General features: G+C 57.6%; 22 protein-coding genes. 16 read left to right on the forward strand and 6 right to left on the reverse strand.

Annotation, left to right across the window (positions count from 1 at the left end; all coding sequences use genetic code 11):
• The first annotated feature begins 43 nt into the window (after positions 1 to 43).
• Positions 44 to 1,825 carry a thiamine pyrophosphate-requiring protein gene (locus LC417_RS00880; RefSeq protein WP_033767679.1) on the forward strand — a complete coding sequence of 594 codons (1,782 nt, stop codon included), beginning with the start codon at positions 44 to 46 and terminating at the stop codon, positions 1,823 to 1,825.
• Positions 1,826 to 1,923: 98 nt separating this feature from the next.
• Complete coding sequence (locus LC417_RS00885) at positions 1,924 to 2,766, forward strand: oxidoreductase (protein ID WP_163850234.1); 843 nt, start codon at positions 1,924 to 1,926, stop codon at positions 2,764 to 2,766.
• A gap of 88 nt (positions 2,767 to 2,854) precedes the next feature.
• Here the strand turns inward: LC417_RS00885 and LC417_RS00890 are convergent, their stop codons facing one another.
• Both LC417_RS00890 and LC417_RS00895 read right to left on the reverse strand, forming a co-directional pair.
• The gene (locus LC417_RS00890) at positions 2,855 to 3,082 is read right to left on the reverse strand and encodes a hypothetical protein (RefSeq protein ID WP_029519618.1); all 228 of its coding nucleotides are present in this window, start codon (positions 3,080 to 3,082) and stop codon (positions 2,855 to 2,857) included.
• The gene (locus LC417_RS00895; protein ID WP_033772110.1) at positions 3,066 to 3,635 is read right to left on the reverse strand and encodes a hypothetical protein; all 570 of its coding nucleotides are present in this window, start codon (positions 3,633 to 3,635) and stop codon (positions 3,066 to 3,068) included. Before LC417_RS00895 ends, LC417_RS00890 begins: the two co-directional genes overlap by 17 nt.
• A gap of 367 nt (positions 3,636 to 4,002) precedes the next feature.
• Here LC417_RS00895 and LC417_RS00900 point away from each other — a divergent pair, with 367 nt between their 5' ends.
• From LC417_RS00900 to LC417_RS00910, 3 genes are read left to right on the forward strand one after another with little or no spacing between them, the layout of a single operon-like run.
• Complete coding sequence (locus LC417_RS00900; protein WP_223565348.1) at positions 4,003 to 5,439, forward strand: amidase; 1,437 nt, start codon at positions 4,003 to 4,005, stop codon at positions 5,437 to 5,439.
• Positions 5,436 to 6,752 carry a cytosine permease gene (locus tag LC417_RS00905; RefSeq protein ID WP_010670896.1) on the forward strand — a complete coding sequence of 439 codons (1,317 nt, stop codon included), beginning with the start codon at positions 5,436 to 5,438 and terminating at the stop codon, positions 6,750 to 6,752. The genes LC417_RS00900 and LC417_RS00905 overlap by 4 nt, the downstream gene beginning before the upstream one ends.
• Positions 6,733 to 7,419 (forward strand): cysteine hydrolase family protein, encoded by a 687-nt coding sequence (locus LC417_RS00910; protein WP_179256803.1) that lies wholly within the window; start codon positions 6,733 to 6,735, stop codon positions 7,417 to 7,419. The genes LC417_RS00905 and LC417_RS00910 overlap by 20 nt, the downstream gene beginning before the upstream one ends.
• 108 nt (positions 7,420 to 7,527) lie before the next feature.
• Here LC417_RS00910 and LC417_RS00915 read toward each other — a convergent pair whose 3' ends face one another.
• The gene (locus tag LC417_RS00915; RefSeq protein WP_223565349.1) at positions 7,528 to 9,714 is read right to left on the reverse strand and encodes a bifunctional diguanylate cyclase/phosphodiesterase; all 2,187 of its coding nucleotides are present in this window, start codon (positions 9,712 to 9,714) and stop codon (positions 7,528 to 7,530) included.
• 416 nt (positions 9,715 to 10,130) lie between these two features.
• Between LC417_RS00915 and LC417_RS00920 the strand changes: the two genes are divergently transcribed.
• Positions 10,131 to 11,222: a mechanosensitive ion channel family protein gene (locus tag LC417_RS00920; RefSeq protein ID WP_033758264.1), complete on the forward strand. Its 1,092-nt coding sequence runs from the start codon at positions 10,131 to 10,133 to the stop codon at positions 11,220 to 11,222.
• Positions 11,223 to 11,406: 184 nt separating this feature from the next.
• On the opposite strand, the gene LC417_RS00925 is transcribed toward LC417_RS00920, so the two are convergent.
• From LC417_RS00925 to LC417_RS00935, 3 genes are all read right to left on the reverse strand, one after another.
• Complete coding sequence (locus LC417_RS00925) at positions 11,407 to 13,047, reverse strand: methyl-accepting chemotaxis protein (protein ID WP_163640121.1); 1,641 nt, start codon at positions 13,045 to 13,047, stop codon at positions 11,407 to 11,409.
• Between the two features lie 578 nt (positions 13,048 to 13,625).
• Positions 13,626 to 14,123, reverse strand: a complete 498-nt coding sequence (locus LC417_RS00930; protein ID WP_223565350.1) for an AAA family ATPase — start codon at positions 14,121 to 14,123, stop codon at positions 13,626 to 13,628.
• A gap of 140 nt (positions 14,124 to 14,263) precedes the next feature.
• The gene (locus tag LC417_RS00935; protein ID WP_074399301.1) at positions 14,264 to 14,893 is read right to left on the reverse strand and encodes a Vat family streptogramin A O-acetyltransferase; all 630 of its coding nucleotides are present in this window, start codon (positions 14,891 to 14,893) and stop codon (positions 14,264 to 14,266) included.
• 259 nt (positions 14,894 to 15,152) lie between these two features.
• On the opposite strand from LC417_RS00935, the gene fos reads away from it, so the two are divergent.
• From fos to phnN, 10 genes are all read left to right on the forward strand, one after another.
• Positions 15,153 to 15,551: a fosfomycin resistance glutathione transferase gene (gene fos, locus LC417_RS00940; protein WP_223565351.1), complete on the forward strand. Its 399-nt coding sequence runs from the start codon at positions 15,153 to 15,155 to the stop codon at positions 15,549 to 15,551.
• Positions 15,552 to 15,790: 239 nt separating this feature from the next.
• Positions 15,791 to 16,504: a phosphonate metabolism transcriptional regulator PhnF gene (gene phnF, locus LC417_RS00945; protein ID WP_010247805.1), complete on the forward strand. Its 714-nt coding sequence runs from the start codon at positions 15,791 to 15,793 to the stop codon at positions 16,502 to 16,504.
• Positions 16,504 to 16,950 (forward strand): phosphonate C-P lyase system protein PhnG, encoded by a 447-nt coding sequence (gene phnG, locus LC417_RS00950; RefSeq protein ID WP_010247802.1) that lies wholly within the window; start codon positions 16,504 to 16,506, stop codon positions 16,948 to 16,950. The genes phnF and phnG overlap by 1 nt, the downstream gene beginning before the upstream one ends.
• Positions 16,950 to 17,525, forward strand: coding sequence for a phosphonate C-P lyase system protein PhnH (phnH, locus tag LC417_RS00955; RefSeq protein ID WP_010247799.1), 576 nt, complete (start codon positions 16,950 to 16,952; stop codon positions 17,523 to 17,525). The genes phnG and phnH overlap by 1 nt, the downstream gene beginning before the upstream one ends.
• Entirely contained in the window at positions 17,525 to 18,601 is a 1,077-nt protein-coding gene (locus LC417_RS00960; RefSeq protein WP_111533985.1) for a carbon-phosphorus lyase complex subunit PhnI, read from the forward strand. The genes phnH and LC417_RS00960 overlap by 1 nt, the downstream gene beginning before the upstream one ends.
• Positions 18,594 to 19,442, forward strand: coding sequence for an alpha-D-ribose 1-methylphosphonate 5-phosphate C-P-lyase PhnJ (locus tag LC417_RS00965; protein ID WP_033767655.1), 849 nt, complete (start codon positions 18,594 to 18,596; stop codon positions 19,440 to 19,442). Before LC417_RS00960 ends, LC417_RS00965 begins: the two co-directional genes overlap by 8 nt.
• Entirely contained in the window at positions 19,432 to 20,193 is a 762-nt protein-coding gene (phnK, locus tag LC417_RS00970) for a phosphonate C-P lyase system protein PhnK (RefSeq protein ID WP_033758252.1), read from the forward strand. The genes LC417_RS00965 and phnK overlap by 11 nt, the downstream gene beginning before the upstream one ends.
• Positions 20,194 to 20,907, forward strand: a complete 714-nt coding sequence (phnL, locus tag LC417_RS00975) for a phosphonate C-P lyase system protein PhnL (protein WP_033772090.1) — start codon at positions 20,194 to 20,196, stop codon at positions 20,905 to 20,907.
• Positions 20,904 to 22,040, forward strand: coding sequence for an alpha-D-ribose 1-methylphosphonate 5-triphosphate diphosphatase (gene phnM / locus LC417_RS00980; protein WP_010247783.1), 1,137 nt, complete (start codon positions 20,904 to 20,906; stop codon positions 22,038 to 22,040). The genes phnL and phnM overlap by 4 nt, the downstream gene beginning before the upstream one ends.
• Complete coding sequence (gene phnN / locus LC417_RS00985; protein WP_010670885.1) at positions 22,040 to 22,576, forward strand: ribose 1,5-bisphosphokinase; 537 nt, start codon at positions 22,040 to 22,042, stop codon at positions 22,574 to 22,576. The genes phnM and phnN overlap by 1 nt, the downstream gene beginning before the upstream one ends.
• The last annotated feature ends 3 nt before the right edge of the window (positions 22,577 to 22,579 follow it).

Below are 22,579 nucleotides of genomic sequence, written 5' to 3' on the forward strand. Positions count from 1 at the left end.
ACTACGCTTTAAGTCTGCATGGACTACAAGGGGAAACGCGACGATGAGCATGAAAACCAGTGATTTTTTTGTCCAGCGCCTGAAAGAGTGGGGCGTCACACGCATCTACGGCTATCCGGGCGATGGCATCAACGGGGTGCTGGGCGCCATTCAGCGTGCTAACGCCAAAGGCGACGGCATCGAATTTATTCAGGTACGCCACGAAGAGATGGCGGCCTTTATGGCGGCCGGACACGCCAAATTCACCGGTGAGCTGGGCGTCTGCCTCTCTACCGGCGGGCCGGGCGCGACCCATCTGCTGACCGGACTCTATGACGCCAAAATGGATCATGCTCCGGTGCTGGCGATTGCCGGCCAGGCGGAAGCGACCGCGCGCGGCTCCAGTTATCAGCAGGAGATGAACCTGGATCGCATCTTCTCGGACGTTGCCAACTTCGTTCAGGAAGCCTCGACTTCGACCCAGGTGCGCCATCTGCTCGACCGGGGCGTGCGCATCGCCAAAGCGCAAAACGGCGTGGCGGTGATCATCATCCCTAAAGATATTCAGGATGAAGAGTGGCAGCCGCCGCAGCATCTGCACGGTTTTACCCATTCCGGCAGCGGCTATCAGCGTCCCAAAGTGATCCCTTATGAAGCGGATCTGCAACGTGCCGCTGAGGTGCTTAACGCCGGTAAAAAAGTGGCGATTCTGATTGGCGCAGGCGCACGTAACGCCGCCGTCGAGGTGGTACAGGTCGCCAATGTGCTGGGTGCGGGCGTGGCAAAAGCGCTGCTGGGCAAAGATGTGCTGCCGGACGATGCGCCGTTTGTGACCGGTTCGATTGGCCTGCTGGGCACGAAGCCCTCATCCGATTTAATGCAGAACTGCGACACCCTGCTGATGATCGGCAGCGGCTTCCCGTGGACAGAATTCCTGCCGGAAGAGGGCAAGGCGCGTGCGGTGCAGATCGACATCGATCCCGCCATGCTCGGCCTGCGCTATCCCAGCGAAGTGAACCTGCATGGCGATGCGGCTGAAACCCTGCGCGCCCTGCTGCCGCTGCTGGAGCACAAAGAGGATCGCAGCTGGCAGGAAGATATCGCGCTTCAGGTGCGCGACTGGTGGACGCTGATGGAAGAGCGCGCCATGGCACCCGCTAATCCGGTCAACCCGCAGCGGGTGGTGTGGGAGATGTCGCCACAACTGCCGGATAACGCCATTGTCACCTCGGACTCTGGTTCCTGTGCCAACTGGTTCGCCCGCGACTATCGGGTTAAGCAGGGTCAGCGCGCCTCGCTCTCCGGCGGTCTGGCCTGTATGGGCGCAGCGGTGCCTTATGCGATTGCCGCAAAATTTGCCCATCCCGATAAACCGGTAGTGGCGCTGGTGGGTGACGGTGCGATGCAGATGAACAATATGGCGGAGCTGATCACGATTCAGAAATACTGGCAGCAGTGGGCCGATCCGCGCCTGATCGTCTGCGTGTTCAACAACCAGGATCTCAATCAGGTTACCTGGGAGCAGCGGGTCATGGAGGGCAATCCCCGCTTTGACGCCTCGCAGCAACTGCCGGACGTGAAGTATGCCGAGTTTGCGCAGTCGCTGGGGATGGTCGGTATTTTTGTCGATAATCCTGACGATCTGGCGGCGGCCTGGCAGCGTGCGCTCAGCGCCGATCGCCCGGTATTGCTGGAGGTGAAAACCGATCCGGAAGTTGCTCCGTTACCGCCGCACATCACCTTTAAACAGGCGAAAGCTTTTATGGCGTCGATGGTGAAAGGCGATCGCGGTGCGGCACAGATCATCAGCGACACCGCCAGCCAGCTGTTCAATAAAAAGCATTAAGGGCTAAGTGAGGCGGTCGCGCCTCGCTAACCTTAAATCCCGGATGCACTCGCGTCCGGGTCTCCAGTCACTTCATCATCATCAACGGGAGTCTTACCATGACTGCTCACTCCAGCCCTGTCTGGTTAATATCGGGATGTTCGACCGGATTTGGTCGTGAACTGGCGCAGCAGACCATCGCGCGTGGTTTTAAGGTCGTCGTGACGGCACGTGATACATCTTCCATTGCCGATCTGGTTGAGGGACACGACAACGCGCTGGCAGTAGCGCTGGATGTGACCCACCAGGCGAGCATCGACCAGGCCGTCAAAACGGCACTCGACAGGTTCGGCACCATTGATGTGCTGGTAAACAACGCCGGTTACGGCTATCAGAGCTCGGTGGAAGAGGGTGTGGAAAGCGAAATCCGCGCGCAGTTTGATGCCAACGTCTTTGGCCTGTTTGCCCTGACCCGCGCCGTGCTGCCCGCGATGAGAAAGGCGCGCAGCGGCCACGTCATCAACATTACCTCGGTGGCAGGCTTAATTGGTTTTGCCAGCTCAGGCTACTACTCTGCCAGTAAACATGCGGTGGAAGGCTGGTCAGATTCGCTGGCGCTGGAAGCGGGACCGCTGGGCATTCGCGTTACCTGTGTTGAGCCAGGTCCGTTCCGCACCGACTGGGCCGGACGCTCCCTGCATCAGACGCCGAGCACGCTGCCAGACTATGCAGAGACTGCAGCCGCACGGATGAAAGCCACCGCCGAATACAGCGGTACTCAGAAGGGCGATCCGGCGCGGGCCGCCACGGCGATGATTGCCATCACTGAGCATGATAACCCGCCACGCCATCTGGTAATGGGCGCCTGGGGCCATGATGCCGTAACCAGCAAGCTTACAGAGCGGCTGGCTGAGATCGAAGCGTGGAAACAGACGTCGGTGGAGACAGATTTTCCGGAGTAACAGGTGAGTTGCGGGTGGCGAAAAGCCGTCTGCGAGTGAGCCAGAAGCTGATAAAAATACGAAAGGCCCGTTATCGGGCCTTTAAGCGTTAAGCGCTGATCTTAGCTTTCTGCATTTCGCGCGCATTCAGCTCTTTCAACTTGCGGCGTAACAGGGCAGACGACGAGCGTTTTTTCCTCTGAGCTAACTGGGCTTTAATGGCGGGCAGATCGGGTCTGGCCAGCCATTCAGCAATCAATAGTGCCCTTAACTCCTTATACCTGGTTTCGACCGGAGCCAAAGGGGTTGTTTCATCGTGTTTATTGTAAAACGACATAGCAAGCTCTCCCTGTAGTCACTACTTTATAAGCCCGGAAACAGTCCGGGATTAAAGGTTGCGGCGCTTTCTTTGGCAACCCTGTCCGGCGATTGTAGCGTAGTTCATTTTTTAACCCAAGCAAAGCATCGTAGATCTCCTCAAGGGGTGTCGGGCGATTGCGGTCAACGATCTCTCCTGATGCAGCCTGGAAAACAAAACCGCCTATAAAGAAGCTTTCATGGTGTGCCATTAACGCCAGGAGTACGCTTTTGAAAACGACAGCACTGCCTAATCCTGCAAAGCTGATATGGCGGAAATCGCCCAGGCACTCCAGACCATCGAACACGTCAAAACAGACTTCAGCCAGCCCGTTAACCGGAAAGGCGATACCAGGTGGCATCCGGTATCCGATACGGTTAAAGGTCTGTTCATCTATCCGGTCGCCAACGATGACGGTGTAAGTCTCATTACCGACAACAAACACGTAGCTGTGATAAACCTGACGATCATAAATGAATCTTTTTCGTCTGATTTCGTAGTTTTCGAGATAAATATCTTCTTCAATGCGCACTTATCATCTCTGCAGGCTGCATGTGAATCTTTAAGCCGTGATTTTTTAGTGCCTGCTCAGACCGGTCAAACATCCCTGGTAAAAATGTGGTTATTCATTCCAGCATATCGGCCACTGTTGCTGATTACCGACATCGTTTTGTAAAGCAGCCCGCAAACCATTCAGCTATTACGCCCCCTTATCGCGCAGCCCTGCGCCATCATCGTGCTGGAAAAATAAACAGCCGCCTGCACCTGGCATCATAAGAATTCGATCTTGTATCCCAGCCCGTATTCCATCTGGCATCCCCACCTCAGACCGGTTGATTCACCGCTAACTGGCACGCTTCATGCACTAGCTGACAGGTACACTTTTGGCGAGGTAACCCATGTTTGACTCCTTATTAGACGAAGATGCCACCACGATGGCCGCTCTGATTCGCAGCGGGGACGTGTCGGCGTGCGAGCTGACCGGGGCGGCGCTGGCACGGATGGAACAGCGGGAACCGGCGATACAGGCTTTTTGTACCCCGACGCCTGAACTGGCGATGGCACAGGCCAGAGCCGTGGATGCCCGACGGGCACGCGGTGAAACACTGGGCGCGCTGGCAGGCGTACCGCTGGCGGTGAAAGATTTAATCTGCACCGCAAACGTCAGAACCACCTCCGGTTCGGCGGCGTACAAAGATTTCGTGCCGGAAGATGACGACATCACGGTGGAGCGGTTGCTGGCCGCCGACGCCATTCTGCTTGGCAAAACCACCGCACCGGAGTTTGGCTACAGCGGGGTCGGGCACAACCCGCTGTTTCCGTCGCCACGTAATCCCTGGGATTTGAGCATGACGCCAGGGGGTTCCAGCGCCGGTTCGGGCGCGGCGGTGGCGGCGCGGCTTTGCCCGATTGCACTGGGCAGCGACGGCGGCGGGTCGGTACGTATTCCGGCGGCGCACTGCGGTATTTTCGGCTTCAAGGCGTCGATGGGCCGGGTGCCGCTCTGGCCCGGCTGCCGTGATGAACGCTACCCCGGCGTGTCGAGCTGGGAGTCACTGGAGCACATCGGTCCGATGACGCGCAGCGTGCGCGATGCCGCGTTGATGATGTCACTGATGGCCGGACCAGATATGCGCGATCGCCACTCGATTCCCTGCAGCGATGTCGACTGGCTGGGTGCGCCACACCATCTGCCAGGCAAACTGCGCATCGCCTTCAGCGCGGATTTTGGCTATGTGGCCGTTGACCCGGAAGTGCGGGCAGTGGTCAGCGCGGCGGTGCAGCGTTTTGCCGCTGAAATCGGTGCTGAACTGGAACTGGCCGATCCGGGCTTCCCTGATCCGTCGGCGGCCTTTGGCGCGCTGGTGGCGATGGAGAGCGATCTCACCGGTATGCCCCGGATGCTGGCGGAGCAGGGCAGCGAGATGTCGCCGCATCTGGTCGCCATGCTGCAGCGCGAATGGCGGGCGGAAAACTTCACCGATGCCATCACCACCCGAAAAGCGGTCAGCAACTGCCTGTGGCGCTTTATGCAGCGCTTTGACCTGCTGATTACCCCAACGCTGGCGGTGCCGCCGTTTCCGCTGGGGATGCAGGGACCGGAGATCATTGATGGCCGCATGGTCCGCAGCGATCACTGGCTCTCGTTCTGCTACCCGTTCAACTTCACCGGTCAGCCCGCCGCGTCCGTGCCCGCCGGTTTTACCGCCAGCGGCTTGCCCGTCGGTCTGCAGATTGTCGGACGTCATCTTGATGATGCCTTAGTGCTGGCTGCCAGTGCCGCTTTCGAGCGCATTCAGCCGTGGAATCACCTTCAACCCGGAATCGCCCAATGAAAACGTCTACTACGCCTGCGCTGGAGCAGGAGTTTGAACATCAGCCGGTACCGCTGTCGCACCGTCATTCTACCCGCTCCGTCTCGGCCGTCTGGTTTGGATTTCCGATGATCCTCACCAATGCGCTGTTTGGCGGCATCATCACCTGGCATCTGGGGTTCTGGCCTGCGCTGATCGCCATTCTGCTGGGAAACCTGGTGCTGTTCGCCTATGTCGGCGCGCTGAGCTGGTACGCCGGTAACAGCGGAATGAATTTCGCCCTGCAGGCCAGACGCACCTTTGGCAGCAAAGGCTACATCCTGGTCTCGGGTTTTCTCTCGACGGTGGTGATCGGCTGGTATGCCTTCCAGACCGGCCTTACCGGCACGGTCATTAATCAGACCTTCGGCTGGAATGCGCTGGCGGTGACGGCCTTTGCCATGATCCTCTATACCGGCATCACTTTCCTGGGCGTGCGGGCGTTGTCGGTACTGGGGATGATCGCCGCGCCGCTGTTTGTGGTGCTGGGAATGGTGGCGCTGTGGCTGATTAGTAAACAGCACGACTTCTCCGTGGTGACGCAGTGGAAGGGCAGCGCCAGCGCAGCCGGTGCAATGAGTATGGGCACCGCCGTCACCATGGTGGTGGCCGGTTTTGCTGACTCCGGCACCATGACCGCTGACTTTACCCGCTGGTCGAAGAATGGCCGTTCGGCGGTGATCGCCGCGTTTTCTGCCTTCCCGGTTGCCAATGTTATCTCTTACCTGTTCGGTGTGGTGATTGTGGCCGTGGGTGCCGCGGTTGATCCGCTGACCAATGGCGGTAACTTCCTGCCGATGCTGATGGGGCACAGCGCCTTTTTGTCGGTAGTGGCCTGCCTGTTTGTCTTTATCAATCTCGGATCGGTCTGCACACACTGCCTCTATAACGGGGCGGTGGGCTTCAGTCATCTGTTCAGTAGCAAAATGCGGCTCTGGACGCTGATCCTGGGTGCCATTGGCGGCGTACTGGCGCTGGCGGGCGTCTGGTCTTACTTCCTGGAGTGGCTCAGCCTGCTTGGCATTGTGGTGCCGCCGTTTGGTGCCGTGATGATCGTGGATTTAATTTTTATGGCGCGCATCAGCGAGCAGCGTCCGGCGCAGCGTTTTCGTGGTACTGCGTTTGCCGCCTGGGCGATTGGCAGCCTGTGTGCGGTGATCGCCCACGTCGCTTTCCCTCAATTTGGTGAAGCGGTTATTGGTCTGGTAACCGCCGCCATCAGCTACAGCGTGATCAGCAGAATGCGCATGCCGCGCCCGGTAATGGAGAACAGCAATGCCCGACTACAGCGTTAATTCAACCCCCTACGCCTGGCCGTTTGACGGCACTTTTACGCCGGCTGACACCGCGCTGATCGTGATTGATATGCAGACCGACTTCTGCGGCGTCGGCGGCTATGTCGACAGCATGGGCTATGACGTGAGTCTGACCCGCGCGCCCATCGCACCGTTGCAGCAGGTGCTGGCGGCGATGCGCGCCCGGCAGTTTCCGGTTATTCATACCCGCGAAGGGCACCGGCCCGATCTCAGTGATTTGCCCGCCAACAAACGCTGGCGCTCGCGGCGAATGAACGCCGGGATTGGGGATGACGGACCGTGCGGCCGTATTCTGGTGCGCGGTGAACCGGGCTGGGAGATTATCCCGGAGCTGGCACCGCTGCCGGGTGAAGTGGTGATTGATAAGCCGGGTAAGGGATCGTTTTATGCCACCGATCTGGAGCTGATATTGCGCAGTCGCGGCATCCGTAATCTGATCCTCACCGGCATTACCACCGACGTCTGCGTCCACACCACGCTGCGCGAAGCTAACGATCGCGGCTTTGAGTGCCTGGTGCTGTCCGATTGCTGTGCTGCGACCGAGCAGCGTCATCATGAGGCAGCGCTGAGCATGATCCATATGCAGGGCGGCATCTTTGGCGCGGTCGCTCATTCTGCCGCGCTGCTGGATAGCCTGGGGGTTTAATTTCCCGCAACAACGGGTGAAGGGTGATGTTGATCTTCTGATCTCAGATGCATCACGCAGCCGGAAAGCCTGAGCACAGAGCTGCGCTCAGGCTTTCCACATCAGCGATCACTCGTGCTGCGCGTTGTCTGGCGCAATCGTTTTCATCAGTGCTGCGAGCTGATCGGCGGGCACCGCCTGACTGAACAGATAGCCCTGCAGCTGATTACAGCCCGCATCTGCCAGCGCAGACATCTGCCCTGGCGTCTCGACGCCTTCTGCTGTCACCATCAGACCCATGGCATGACCCAGTTTCACCACCGATTCAACAATCGCCACTGAATTTTCCGCTACGCCCAGCGACTGGGTGAATGAGCGATCGATTTTGATTTTATCCACCGGAAAGTTGCTGAGATAGTTCAGGCTGGAGTAACCGGTGCCAAAGTCATCCAGCGCAATCCGGAAGCCCGCGTCACGCAGTTCCACAATAATGGCGCGTGCTTCGCGTTCATCTTCGATTAACACCCCTTCGGTGATCTCCAGTTCCAGACGCTTCGGATCGCCGCCGTTCTGACTGACAATCGCCATCACCCGCTCAACAAAGCCGGTAGAACGGAACTGCACCGGCGAGACGTTGACCGCCACCAGCAGCTCGGGAAAACGTTGCTGAGTGACGCAGGCTTCAGCCAGCACCGATTCGCCCAGCGGAATAATCAGGCCGGTCTCTTCGGCAATCGCGATAAATTCACCGGGCGCAATCAGGCCGCGGGCTGGATGGTGCCAGCGCAGCAGCGCTTCGATGCCCACCATCTGCTGACCGCCAATATCCATCAGCGGCTGATACCACACCTCCAGCCCCTGACGGGTATGCAGCGCCGTACGCAGGTCGGCAGCGATGGTCTGTCGGGTCCGCACCGACTCATCCATCGCCCGTTCAAACTGTCGATACGTGCCGCGCCCGCCGCTTTTGGCCTCATACAGCGCAATATCCGCTTTGCGCATCAGCTCCAGCCGATCAACCCCATCTTTGGGTGCCAGCGCCAGTCCGATACTGGCACCACTCCAGACATCGCTGCCAAACAGCGTAAAAGGCTCACTCAGTTCGTCGATAATGCGCTGTGCCAGGCTATGCACCTGGCCGATATTATCGACATCTGGCATCACCACGATAAATTCATCACCGCCGATGCGTCCTACCGTATCGCTGGCCCGCACGATACGGCTCAGGCGCTGTGCGACCGCGATGATCAGTTCATCTCCGGCGTGATGACCGTGGGTATCGTTGATGGTTTTAAAGCGGTCGAGGTCAATGAGCAGCAGCGCCACTCGCTGATCGTGGCGCGTCGCCAGGGCCAGCGCCTGGGTTAAACGGTCTTCGACCAGTGCGCGGTTCGGCAGGCCGGTCAGCACATCATGAAACGCCAAGTGCTGTGCCTGAGCCTCCGACGCGCCGAGCCTGAGCATGGATTGCGAGAGGTTCACCGACGAGTTCCAGAGTCGCCGCACCATATAAAGGCACAGCAGGGATATCGCCAGTACCGCCAGCCCGGTAGATGGCCCGATGGTGCGCAGCATCTGCGCACCGGGACGGGAGGGGATCCAGTTCAGATAGCCAACCGCCTCACCCGCCTGGGCGATCAGCAGATAGCGCGCACCGGTTCCCGGCTGTGGCGTGCCGTCGGAGAAGTGCAGCCCCTGCAGCTGATTGCGTTCCGCCAGGCCCGCCAGATAGCCGTCATCAAGAAATTTCAGGCTCACCAGCCGGAAACGCGGCAGGGCATTGCTCTCCCGCTGGATGTTACCTACTGCCAGCGCGGCGGCCCGGTTTGTCACACGGGCATAATCGGCGTTATCGTGACGTGCCGGATCGTTGACCAGCGGACTTTGCAGCACCTCACCAATCAGCGGGTCATCTTCAGGGGCAGAGACCGGCTGGCCTTCGCGCCAGACTCTGACGATTTGATTTTGCTGGTCCAGCACCAGAATCAGCTGATGGCCGAACATCTCATACAGCCACAGCCCAATGTTCTCATCCAGCCACCTGCTGCTGTTGCCCTCTGCCAGATGCTGCTCAAAGGGTCCCCAGCGCGACAGGCTACGCAGCTGGCGCAGATGCTCATTCAGACTCTGTGAAAAAGAGGCTTCAATCATCCGTTGCTGCTGATGGCGGGCCTCCGTATTGGTGAGTGAGGTACCAACAAAGAGCGCAGCGCCTGCACCTACTAACGTCAGCAATAAGATAGCGACCAGCGGCACCAGGACTTCACGCAGGAAACTGCGACGAAAATCAGAGGAAAGTTTAAGGGTGTTAATCATATTGTTGTTTTTCTCAGCAGCAGGGGAACAGCTTAAAAATTAGCAGATTGCACAAGAACGTCCACGCAAAGCGTTACGCTTAGTGATTCTGGCAACGTTTTTGTTGCCGGATGGCCAGGGCAGGCTAAATAATGGGGAGTGAAAAAGTGGCCGTGTTGTATCAGATATTTTAATGGGGTTAGCTGGCTGGACGGTGACATGAGGGCCAACATTCGGCCTCTGTAGCAGTAGCCATAAGGCTGGCGCGCGACAGCCTCTCTGGACGCATCACCGTGCATTTCCTGTTAACTTCGCCGCGATGGTTCATACTCATGTGCGCTGATTGTGTTACGAACGGATAGCCGTGAAGACAACGGTTACTGAGTTTGTCACTTATCTGACAGCCTGAGGTTGTCAGCTTACTATAAGGGAAAATAATGCCATTGTTATTCGGTGAGTTATCTGGTTTCCCGTCATGGGTGCCTGTTGTATTACTCGTCTCGCTCTCTTTTGTGCTGGGATTTCTGGCCCGCCTTATCCTGCTCCGGTTCATCCGCTACTGGCAGATTCGTGACAGAAAGCTGTTCAAATCCCTTGAGAAGCATCTTAGCGGCTCGATGTTCTTTTTTATTCCGTTATTAATGATTAATGTCGGCGTTAATTACATCGATTTTCAACCGGAATCTCTCTCTTTAATTACCAATATCATCAATGTCTTTATTATTATGTCGTTTTGCTCGGTCTTAATCCGGCTGACCAACGTGGCGCAGGATATGCTTTATATCCGCTATGACATTAATATTTCCAATAACCTTCGTGCGCGTAAAATCCGCACGCAGATTATCTATGTCAAAAAAGTGGTTATTGTCATCCTGGTTCTGTTCTGTGTTTCGCTGATTCTGCTCAGCTTCCCTGGCGTCCGGAAATTCGGCACCACCATTCTGGCCGGTGCGGGTGTCGCCGGTATCATTATTGGTTTTGCGCTGCAAAAGTCGCTGGTCAATCTGTTCGCCGGTATTCAGATCGCCTTTACCCAGCCTATTAAAATTGATGATGCGGTAGTGGTAGAAAAAGAGTGGGGCTGGATTGAGGAGATCAACCTGACCTATGTGGTGGTGCGCATCTGGGATTTGCGTCGGCTGGTGTTGCCGATAACCTACTTTACCGAAAATCCGTTCCAGAACTGGACGCGTAATAACGCCCAGATCTTAGGCTCGGTGTTTCTTTACGTGGATTACTCCATGCCGCTGGAGCCGCTGCGCAAGCATTTTGAAAAGGTGCTGAGCGAAACCAAGCTTTGGGATCAGGAAACCTCTGTGCTGCAGGTGACCGACACCACCGAGAAAACCATGACCATCAGGATGCTGATGACCGCGCAGAACTCCCCGATCGCCTTTGATTTACGCTGTTACGTGCGTGAAAAAATGATTGAGTTTATTCAGCAGAATTACCCGGAAAGCCTGCCGCAGGTGAGAGCATCACTGACGGATACCGGGCGTGAGAAGGTGGGAATAGGGACGGCAGAATAGGGGCAAGCTGGGAGCGGCAGTCTGCGTGGGTGTGTGCATCCTGATGGCTGTTGCTCCGTTGTTCTTTCAGGGCAGGCGATGGCGTGTTTGTCCGCCTGGTGTCTGAAGCGGACATAATTGTTTTGGCCATCTTCTGGTAGGCCCGATGTCTGCAGAAGAAGCTGCAGACATCAGCCTGACTCAGTTAAAAGCTCACCCACGGATCGCTTGAAACTTTTTCTTTTACCTGAACAGACGGTATGGCCGGGGAGCGTAAGTCTGTCACGACCGCACCAGTCTGCAACCTGAACCGGCTGGTAATCGCACTTAACGATTTAACCTGTTCCTCCAGTACACCCGTAGCAGCAGCAGAAGCCTGAACCAGCGTGGCGTTCTGTTGAGTCACACTGTCCATTTCGGTTACAGCCGTGCCGATCTGATTTATTCCCTTACTCTGTTCAGAAGACGCCGCCGCAATCTCTCCCAGCAGCGAGGTCACGCCGGTCACATCGCTGATAATTTTTTCTGTTGTCAGCGAAACCTGAGCCACTTTCTGCTCACCCAGACCGACGTTCAGATTGGATTCAGCAATTAACTTTTCAATTTCCCGCGCAGACTGTGTGCTGCGTTGTGCAAGCGTGCGAACTTCGTTAGCAACCACAGCAAAACCGCGACCCTGGTCGCCTGCACGTGCTGCTTCTACCGCTGCGTTCAGTGCCAGAATGTTTGTCTGAAAGGCAATGCTGTTTATTACGGAGGTAATTTCACTGATGGCCATTGCGCTGGTTTTGATGTCTGCCATCGTGCGCACCACTTCCCGCATTGCCGCGCCGCATTCCGAAGCGGTTCCGGAAGCCGCAGAGGCCGCGTCGCTGGCGACTGAGGCATTACCGGCGTTGAGTGAGACAGTAGACGAGAGCTCCTCCATGCTCGCCGCGGTCTCTTCGAGCGCTGCCGCCTGTTGCTCCGTGCGGCTGGAAAGACTGTGGTTGCCGTCGCTTATCTGCGTGGTAACGCGAGCCACTTCGCTTACGCCATTGACGATTTCACTGACCATCGTTTTCAGGCCAAGCTGCATATTTTCAAGCCCCTGCAGAAGCCTGCCCATTTCATCGTTGCGGAGATTGTGGAACTCCGATGTCAGATCGCCGGCACCAATGGCTGCCGTTACTTCGCCAGCACGACGCAGGGGCTTGATCAGCACATTTTTCAGTACCACCGCCACAATGACTGAAGCCAGGATAAAGAGTATGACCGACACACCCGCAGCAACATAAGCAATGTGCGTATCGGTATCGGCCTGTTGGGTGATGTTTACGGCTGACTGTTTATGTATGGCAATAACCTTGTCCAGCGGAACGCGGTAAGCCTCATCAAGTGCCACGACTTTTGTACCAGCAAGCATCAGAAAAGCGGGTACATCCCTTTTCTGCAGCGCGGTGAAAAGGGCACCAACGCCTTGCTGAGTGTAATCGTTGTAGCGTGCGGCCAGCTCCCGTGACAGTTCCGCTTCACCGGCCATTTTTGGTGCAGCCTGATAGGCCTGCATAAAGCGCAAGCCGCCATCATAGTAAAATCTGGCCTGGGCCAGCGCGGCATTAAACGCCTCTGGATTGCTGCCGTCAGCATAAGGAACAGCGGCCAGCAGTGTGGTGCGAGCGGCACGTATCCAGTTCGTCGTGTCAGCGACGCCAAGGGTTGCAGAAACTTCATGGTTGAGATTTTTGAGAGATTCCGCACTGCGATTCAGATAGATCACACTCAGCAATGAAGAAGCAAGAAAGACAAAAAACAGAAACAGTCCGGATAACGTCAGGATCGTGGTGAGACGTGTATTTTTCAGCATGGCAGTAAAGCTCCAGGTAAGATGTCTTACGATTATCGGCCTGGAGCAGCCAGAGATTACTCACGGTTATTAACCAACGGCAGTGCAAAAATCGCGCATAAATTTAAGAAGGCAGGCTTCAGTAAAAATAAAATGACAATTTAAAATTATGATGTTGAATCAGATGGTTTATTTATTTTTTAAGGTTTTGAATATTCAGATTAACTTAAAAAATAGTGGAAAATTACAATGTTAATTTGAGAGGGAATGATGGAATACCATCAAAAGGGCATCAGAATTTTGCCAGCCGGGATGCTTTTTGATTCAATTATCTGCGACTTCTACTCTTTTTCAGTTTTTGAAAAAGCCTTTGGGACATGATCAACTGTTCAGGAATTACGTCCGTTTTCTCTCATTGAGTACCTGACCCTGGTTACCTCATTAATCCTCTCCAGAACGTGCTGATACTGCCGCTTAAGCTGAGGGAATAGCGTGGCTACTTCTGTTTTACCGGTTTTAATCCCTGAGGGTAGGGCAACATGCAGCCTCAGGTTAAAACATTTATTGCCGTTAAGGGTGCGGGCTAAACGCGGTCAGGGCTAAATGCTCTTCTGGAGGATGATATCAACGCACTCAGCAGGCGATAATTCCGCGGTATCTAATTGCAGATGCTCTCTGCTCCACGGTTTATAAACACGATCCACAACGGCTTGCCAGTCAGGCACTTTTAAACCAGGAATATCAGAGATTCTGTTCTCTACACGGGCACGATGCTGTTCTGGATCCGAACAGAGGATTTCTATCTCCAGAAAGGGAACACCTGATGATAGTGCGATATCACGAAAACTATCGCGCACCAGGTTAAGATCATTCACCGAGTCAGTGACAACAGGTGATCCCAGTCTGAGATTGTCCCGCGCAAGCTCATAAAGGATGAAATAGCCTTCAGGGCCAATATCCCTGAAAGTTGCTGAACTATTACGCAGAGCCTGTTCGATCGTATCTACGCGTAAATACACCGCTTTCAATTTTTCAGATAGCATTTTAGCGATAGTGCTTTTGCCGCAACCCGGAAGGCCACTTAAGATGTAGAGCATAACGACTCCTGTTTAAACCTGCGCTCCAGTGCTAAAGCAGACACATTGATACATCAATCTGCGCGAAATTATGCGAACCCGTGTCGGATGATCGCCGCCCTATGTCAGCAGCGGACAGAGTTTATTCCACTTCTGCTCGGCTATTCATCTGGCAGTGCTTCAAGGTCTGCGGAGATAATTGCCGGTAAGTTTTGGGTAATCTTTTCTACCGGCCAGTCCCACCAGGCCAGCTTCTCTAGTCGGGATATGGTTTCATCGGTAAAACGCTGCCTGATCACTCTGGCCGGGTTGCCACCCACAATCGAATAGGCCGGGACATCCGACGTCACAACAGAACGTGACGAAATGATCGCGCCGTTGCCAATTTTAACGCCTGGCATAATCAGCGCCTGATAACCCATCCATACATCATTACCAATCACCGTATCGCCTTTATAGGGCAGATCGCCGGCCTGAGGCTGGGCTGTTTCCCATCCATTTCCGAAAATGTAAAACGGAAAAGTGGAGAAACCCGCCATGTTATGGTTTGCCCCGTTCATGATGAACTGAACGCCTCTGGCTATCGCGCAGAATTTACCAATGATCAGTTTGTCACCAATAAAGGGGAAGTGATAAAGGACATTGCGCTCGAAGTTTTCTGAGTCTTCAGGATCATCATAATAAGTAAAATCCCCGATTATGATGTTGGGGTTTTTCACCGTATTTTTGATAAAACAAACCTGTGGGAAACCTTCCATTGGATGGGGATTGGTGGGATCCGGTCCGTACATATTCTCTCCTTAAGCGCAACGTTAGTTCGTTCCAGTGTACACCATGAAACCCGTCGTTCCTTTCGTGCAAGCCCGGTCTTCATCATCTGCTCATCGCGCGCCGATCCCGGCTGCTGTATTGCCTGCTCCTGTTTCCTCTTTCCGGGGTGGAACCGGCAGAGATTCAGCTGATATACAAACGGATGTTAATTCTGTTTATGTGCAAAGAAATCTGATTCCTGTAAATTAAATTCTTCTGCATTCTGATAAAGAGTTTTACATGCTGACCGGACTCAATCACCTTACCCTCGCAGTTAGCAACCTGGCCAGTAGCCTGGATTTTTATACGCAAACCCTTGGATTCATCCCCAAAGCGGCATGGGATCATGGCGCTTATCTTTCGCTGGGTGAACTCTGGCTCTGTCTCTCTGTGGATACCGTCTCGGCTGGAAATGATTACACACACTATGCATTCACTATTCCTGGTAACGAATTTGATGCGTTCGTTGAGCGATTGAGAGCGGCGGGTGTGACAGAGTGGAAGCGCAACAAAAGCGAGGGGAACTCCTTCTACTTTCTGGACCCCGATGGCCACAGGCTTGAGATCCACGATGGCGATCTTGAGAGCCGTATCAGAGCCTGCCTTGCTCAGCCTTATCAGGGAATGACGTTCTTCTGATTGATTGACTCCCGGCCCGGCAGAGGGAATGACCGCTGAAGCGGGGGCTATCACCCCATGCCCGGCGGTTTCCTGCCAGTCACTCACCCTGACAAATGCTCCTCATTTTCCAGCCACCACATTCACCTCTCCTTCACCCCCGCGTCACGGTTCTGTCATCTGATCCCCTCAAGCTAACACCATCCCGCAGCGTCTTTTCACTGCGTTCCCACTCTGTAACCCGTGAGGATTTCATCGTGATGGAGTTATCCAGACATCCGACCACTGTCTATCAGGCTGTTGCCGCACAACTGGAGCAGGCGCTGAAAGAGCGCTACCGCTGCGGCGACTATCTTCCTTCCGAGCAACAGCTGGCCGATCACTATGAGGTGAATCGCCACACGCTGCGTCGGGCGGTGGATGAGCTGGTGCACAAAGGGCTGCTGCAGCGCCGTCACGGCGTCGGCATCCTGGTTTTGATGCGCCCTTATGACTATCCGCTGCATGCCCAGGCGCGCTTCAGCCAGAACCTGCTGGAGCAGGGCAGTCATCCCACCAGCGAACGGCTGCTGGCGGTGCTGCGTCCGGCCAGCAACGACGTTGCCAATGCGCTGGGTGTGAAAGAGGGCGACAACGTCATTCATCTGCGCACCCTGCGTCGCGCCAACGGCGTGCCGCTCTGCCTGATCAACCATTTCCTCGCCGACCTCAGCTGGTGGCCACAGCTTCAGCAATTTAACAGTGGATCGCTGCACGACTTCTTAGTGGAGCACACCGGCAAGCAGCTGGTGCGCACCCAGACCCGCATCAGCACCCGCCGGGCGCAGGCCAAAGAGTGTCGGCAGCTCGACATCGCGCTGCATTCGCCGCTGCTCTGCGTGCGGACCCTGAACAAAACCAGTGATGGCGCGGTGGCGGAATACTCCGTCAGCCTGACGCGCGGCGACATGATTGAACTGACTCTGGAGCACTAATGGAACAGCAAACGGATCGCCAGCGCTGGCTGTCGGTGCTGGCGCACAGCAGCGCCGCCTTGCTTGAGACGCACTGGCAGGCGCTTAACCTCCAGCCCGCCTTTACCCTGATCCGTCCGGCAGAGATCGGGCTGACACGGTTGCAGGCGCGGATGGGGGCCACCGGCAAACGCTTCGTGATGGGTGATGCCACGGTGACGCGCGCGGTGGTGCAGCTCAGCGACGGCACACTGGGTTACAGCTATCTGTTAGGGCGTGACAAAGCCCATGCCGAGCGCTGCGCCCTGCTGGATGCGCTGTTGCAGCAGCCGGAAACCCGGCAACTGCTGGAAGAGAAGATTATTACCCCGCTGGCGGCGTGGCGCGATGAGCAGCGACAGCTGCGCGCCCGCGAGATCGCCAGCAGCAAAGTGGATTTCTTTACGCTGGTTCGCGGAGATAACTGATGACTTTACTGGCAAGTTTTAACCATCCGGTGGCGGATGCGCAGCGCGCGTTTCGCCGCATTCTGAAAGCGATGAGCGAACCGGGCGTAATGGTCTCGCTGCCGCTGCAACAGGGCTGGGGCGCACTGTCACCGGCGGCCACGGCGCTGCTGCTGACGCTGGTCGATCAGGAAAGCCCGGTCTGGCTGGATGCGGAAATCGACAACGAACAGCTGCGCAACAATCTGCGCTTCCATACCGGTGCGCCGATCACCACGCAGCAGGATGCGCCTTTTGCCCTGAGCCATGCGGCGGCGCAGCCCGACCCGACGCAGTTCGCGGCCGGTGACAACATGTCACCAGAAAAAAGCACCACGCTGATTATCGAAGTGCCGTCGCTGAATGGCGGCCTGACGCTGCGCCTCTCCGGCCCTGGCCTGCGGGAAACCCGCGCCATCGCGCCACAGCTGCCCGAAAGCGTGCTGGAATATCTGCGCACTCGTCCGCATCCGTTTCCACAGGGCGTGGACCTGATCTTCACCTGTGGCGAAGCGATCATGGCCGTGCCGCGCACCACCGTTGTGGAGGTGTGCTGATGTATGTCGCGGTGAAAGGGGGCGAAAAAGCCATTTCAAATGCCCACCAGTTGCAGGCCGATCTGCGGCGCGGCGATAGAGCGGTAGCCGAACTCGGCTGCGATCAGGTGGCGCAGCAGCTGGGACTGGCGGTGGATCGGGTGATGACCGAGGGAGGAATTTACGATCCTGAGCTGGCGGCGCTGGCGATTAAGCAGGCCAGCGGCGATCTGGTCGAGGCGATCTTTCTGCTGCGCGCCTATCGCACCACGCTGCCACGCCTGGCGGAGAGCACGCCACTGGCGACCGGTGCGATGCGCATCGAACGCCGCATCTCGGCGGTCTATAAAGATCTGCCGGGCGGCCAGGTGCTGGGACCAACTTACGACTACAGCCACCGTCTGCTCGACTTCACCCTGCTGGCCAATGGCGAAACGCCCGCCGCGCCGCGTGACGATCGTTCGGTGCCTGACCAGTGCCCGCACATGTTCAGCATGATGAGCGATGAAGGGCTGGCCGCCGCCGAGATGGATGACGGCAGCGAGCCTGTCGATATCACCCGCGAGCCGATGAGCTTTCCCGCCTCACGCGCCGCGCGCCTGCAACAGCTGGTGCGTGGCGACGAAGGCTTTCTGCTGGCGCTCGGCTATTCGACACAGCGCGGCTATGGGCGCACCCATCCGTTTGCCGGCGAGATTCGCACCGGCACTCTCAGCGTCAGTATCTGTCCCGAAGAGCTGGGTTTTGATCTCGAGATTGGTGAGCTGCTGCTGACGGAGTGTGAAATGGTCAACGGCGTTGCCCACAGCGACGACACGGCGCCGCACTTTACCCGGGGCTATGGGCTGGTGTTTGGCCGCGCCGAACGTAAAGCGATGGCGATGGCGCTGGTGGACCGGGCGCTGCAAAGCCGCGAACAGCATGAGCGTGTTACCAGCCCGGCGCAGGACGAAGAGTTTGTGCTGTCGCACGCCGACAACGTTGAAGCCGCAGGCTTTGTCTCGCATCTCAAGCTGCCGCACTACGTCGATTTCCAGGCGGAACTGGAACTGCTGAAACAGCTGCAGCACGATTATCAGGAGCGCAACCATGGCTGAACTCACCGGCTATAACAACGGCTATCTCGACGAGCAGACCAAGCGCACCATCCGCCGCGCCATCCTGAAAGCGGTGGCGATCCCTGGCTATCAGGTGCCGTTCGCCGGACGTGAGATGCCGATGCCCTACGGCTGGGGCACCGGCGGCATCCAGATCACCGCCAGCATGATTGGCGATCAGGATGTGCTGAAGGTGATCGATCAGGGCGCAGATGACACTACCAATGCGGTGTCGATCCGCCAGTTCTTTAAGCGGGTCAGCAATGCTGCCACCACCGAGCACACCGCCGATGCCACCCTGATCCAGACCCGGCACCGCATCCCGGAAACGCCGCTGGAAGAGGATCAGATCCTGATTTTCCAGGTGCCGATCCCGGAGCCACTGCGCTTTATTGAGCCGCGCGAAACCGAAACCCGCACCATGCATGCGCTGGAGGAGTACGGCATCATGCAGGTGAAGCTGTATGAAGATATTGCCCGCTACGGCCACATCGCGACGACTTACGCCTATCCGGTCCGGGTCAACGATCGCTACGTGATGGATCCTTCGCCCATTCCCAAATTCGACAACCCGAAGATGCACATGATGCCCGCGCTGCAGCTGTTTGGTGCCGGGCGTGAAAAGCGCATCTATGCCTTGCCGCCTTACACCCGTGTGGAAAGCCTGGACTTCGACGATCATCCGTTCACCGTGCAGCAGTGGGATGAACCCTGCGCGCTGTGCGGCTCGCGCCACAGCTATCTCGATGAGGTGGTGATGGACGATCAGGGAACGCGGATGTTTGTCTGCTCCGACACCGACTTTTGCCATCAGCAGCAGGAACAGCAACATGCACAGTGAACAGCCGCTGCTTGCGGTGAACCAGCTCACCCATCTTTATGCGCCGGGCAAAGGGTTTGAGCAGGTCAGTTTTGATCTCTTTCCCGGCGAAGTGCTGGGCATTGTCGGCGAGTCCGGCTCCGGTAAAACCACGCTGCTGCAGAGCCTGTCAGCGCGTCTGACGCCGCAGCAGGGCAGCATCCTCTATCAGAATCGCGACCTCTATCAGATGAGTGAAAGCGATCGCCGTCGCCTGCTGCGCACCGAATGGGGCGTGGTGCATCAGCATCCGATGGACGGGCTGCGTTCGCAGGTCAGCGCGGGCGGCAATATCGGCGAACGGCTGATGGCGACCGGACAGCGCCACTATGGCGATATCCGCTCCGAGGCGAGCCGCTGGCTGCAGGCGGTGGAGATTGACGCCGGTCGCATCGACGATCTGCCCACCACCTTTTCCGGCGGTATGCAGCAGCGGCTGCAGATCGCCCGGAACCTGGTGACGCAGCCGCAGTTGATGTTTATGGATGAGCCGACCGGCGGGCTGGATGTGTCGGTGCAGGCGCGACTGCTGGATCTGCTGCGGACGCTGGTGCGCGAACTGAATCTGGCGGTGGTGATTGTCACCCACGATCTCGGCGTGGCGCGACTGCTGGCGCATCGCCTGCTGGTGATGAAGCAGGGGCGGGTGGTGGAGAGCGGTCTGACTGACCGCGTGCTGGACGATCCTCATCATCCTTACACTCAACTGCTGGTCTCTTCGGTGCTCAATTAAATGACAACTATCACTCCGCGCCTGCGGGTCGAGAATTTGTGTAAAACCTTTGTGCTGCATAACCAGAACGGCGCGGCGCTGCCGGTGCTGCATAACGCCAGCCTGACGGCAGGCGAGGGCGAATGCGTCGTGCTGCACGGTCATTCCGGCAGCGGTAAATCCACACTGCTGCGCGCGCTTTACGGCAACTATCAGCCCGACAGCGGCCACATTCGGGTCGCGCATCAGGGCGAGTGGATCGACATGGCGCAGGCATCGGCGCGCCAGATTATCGCCCTGCGCCGCGACACGCTGGGCTGGGTCAGCCAGTTTCTGCGGGTGATCCCGCGCGTGCCGACGCTGGAGATTGTGATGCAGCCGCTGCTGGAGCGCGGCGTCGAGCGCGCCTTATGTGAAGCACGTGCCGCCGAACTGCTGACCCGGCTCAACGTGCCGCAGCGTCTCTGGTCGCTGGCCCCGTCCACTTTCTCTGGCGGAGAGCAGCAGCGCGTCAATATCGCTCGCGGCTTTATCGCCGACTATCCGGTGCTGCTGCTGGATGAACCCACCGCCTCGCTCGACAGTGTCAACAGCGAGGCGGTGGTGAGCCTAATTGAACAGGCGCGCGCCCGTGGTGCCGCCATCGTCGGTATTTTTCACGATCGGGCGGTGCGCGAGCGGGTAGCGGACCGGCTGCACCTGATGCACCCAATCGAGACAGGAGCGCAGGCATGATCATCAATAACGTCAGACTGGTGCTGGAAAACGAAGTGGTAACCGGATCGCTGGAGTTTCGCGACGAGCGCATCAGCAGCTTCAGCGAAACCACCAGCCAGCAGCCGGGCGCGCTGGATGGCGAAGGCGCCTGGCTGATGCCGGGTCTGGTGGAGCTGCACACCGATAACCTCGATAAGTTTTTCACGCCGCGTCCGAAAGTGGACTGGCCGGCACACTCGGCGATGAGCAGCCACGATGCGCTGATGGTCTCCAGCGGCATTACCACGGTGCTGGATGCGATTGGCGTCGGGGATGTGCGCGACGGCGGGCACCGGCTGGATAACCTCAGCAAGATGATCGACGCCATCCGCGACAGCAACCGCAAAGGACTGAACCGGGCCGAGCATCTGCTGCATCTGCGCTGTGAACTGCCGCATCCCACCACTGCGCCGCTGTTTGAAGCGCTGATGGGCACGCCGGAGCTGGCGCTGGTGTCGCTGATGGACCATTCGCCGGGTCAGCGTCAGTATGCATCCCTGACGAAGTATCGCGAATATTATCAGGGCAAATATCAGCTCAACGACGCGGAGATGGATCAGTTCGAGCATGACCAGCTCACCCTGGCGGCAGAATGGTCACAGCCCAATCGTCAGGCGATTGCCGGACTCTGCCGGGAACATGGCATCGCCATTGCCAGCCATGATGATGCCACCGCGGCACACGTGGAGGAGTCCCATGCGGCAGGCAGCCGCATCGCGGAGTTTCCTACCACGCTGGAGGCGGCACGCGCCTCGCGTTATCGCAATATGCAGGTGCTGATGGGCGCGCCAAACATCGTGCGTGGCGGTTCGCACTCCGGCAACGTCGCCGCCTGGGAGCTGGCGTCACACGGCCTGCTGAATATTCTCTCCTCCGATTACTATCCGGCGAGCCTGCTGGATGCAGCGTTCCGGCTGGCAGATGATGAGCGCAACAGCCTCGGCATGGCGCAGGCGATCGCGCTGGTCACCTGTAACCCGGCGCGCGCCTTAGGGCTCGAAGATCGCGGGGTAATCGCCGAAGGCTGCCGCGCCGATCTGGTGCTGGCGCATACCGCACACGGCTACCCGCACGTGCGGCATGTCTGGAGCAAAGGCCGGCAGGTGTACTGATGGCGCGGCTGATCTGGCTCACCGGTCCTTCGGGCTCGGGTAAAGACAGCTTGCTGGATGCGCTGCGGGCGGCACCTCCGCCACGGCTCCTGATCGCCCATCGCTACATTACCCGCGCCGCCGATGCGGGCGGCGAAAACCATGTGGCGCTGACCGAAGCGGAGTTTGCCCGTCGCGCAGCACTCGGTCTGTTCGCGGTGAGCTGGCAGGCGCACGGTTTCAGCTATGGCATTGGCTGTGAGACGGAACAGTGGCTGCTGCGCGGGCAGAATGTGGTGGTGAACGGTTCGCGGCTGCATCTGGCGCAGGCGCAGGCCCGTTTCGGCTCGCAGCTGCTGCCGGTCTGTCTGCAGGTCACACCCGCCGTGCTGGCAGCGCGGCTGCGCCAGCGCGGACGGGAAGATGAGGCGGAGATCGCCCGGCGGCTGGCGCGCGCCGCACAGCCGCAGCCCGATGGCTGCCTTATCCTCAACAACGACGGCGCGCTGGCGGATACCGTGTGCCTGCTGCGTCAGATACTGGAGGCGCATCAATGAAAC

This window comes from Pantoea sp. OVA07A (assembly GCF_019969975.1).
Taxonomy (GTDB): domain Bacteria; phylum Pseudomonadota; class Gammaproteobacteria; order Enterobacterales; family Enterobacteriaceae; genus Pantoea; species Pantoea agglomerans.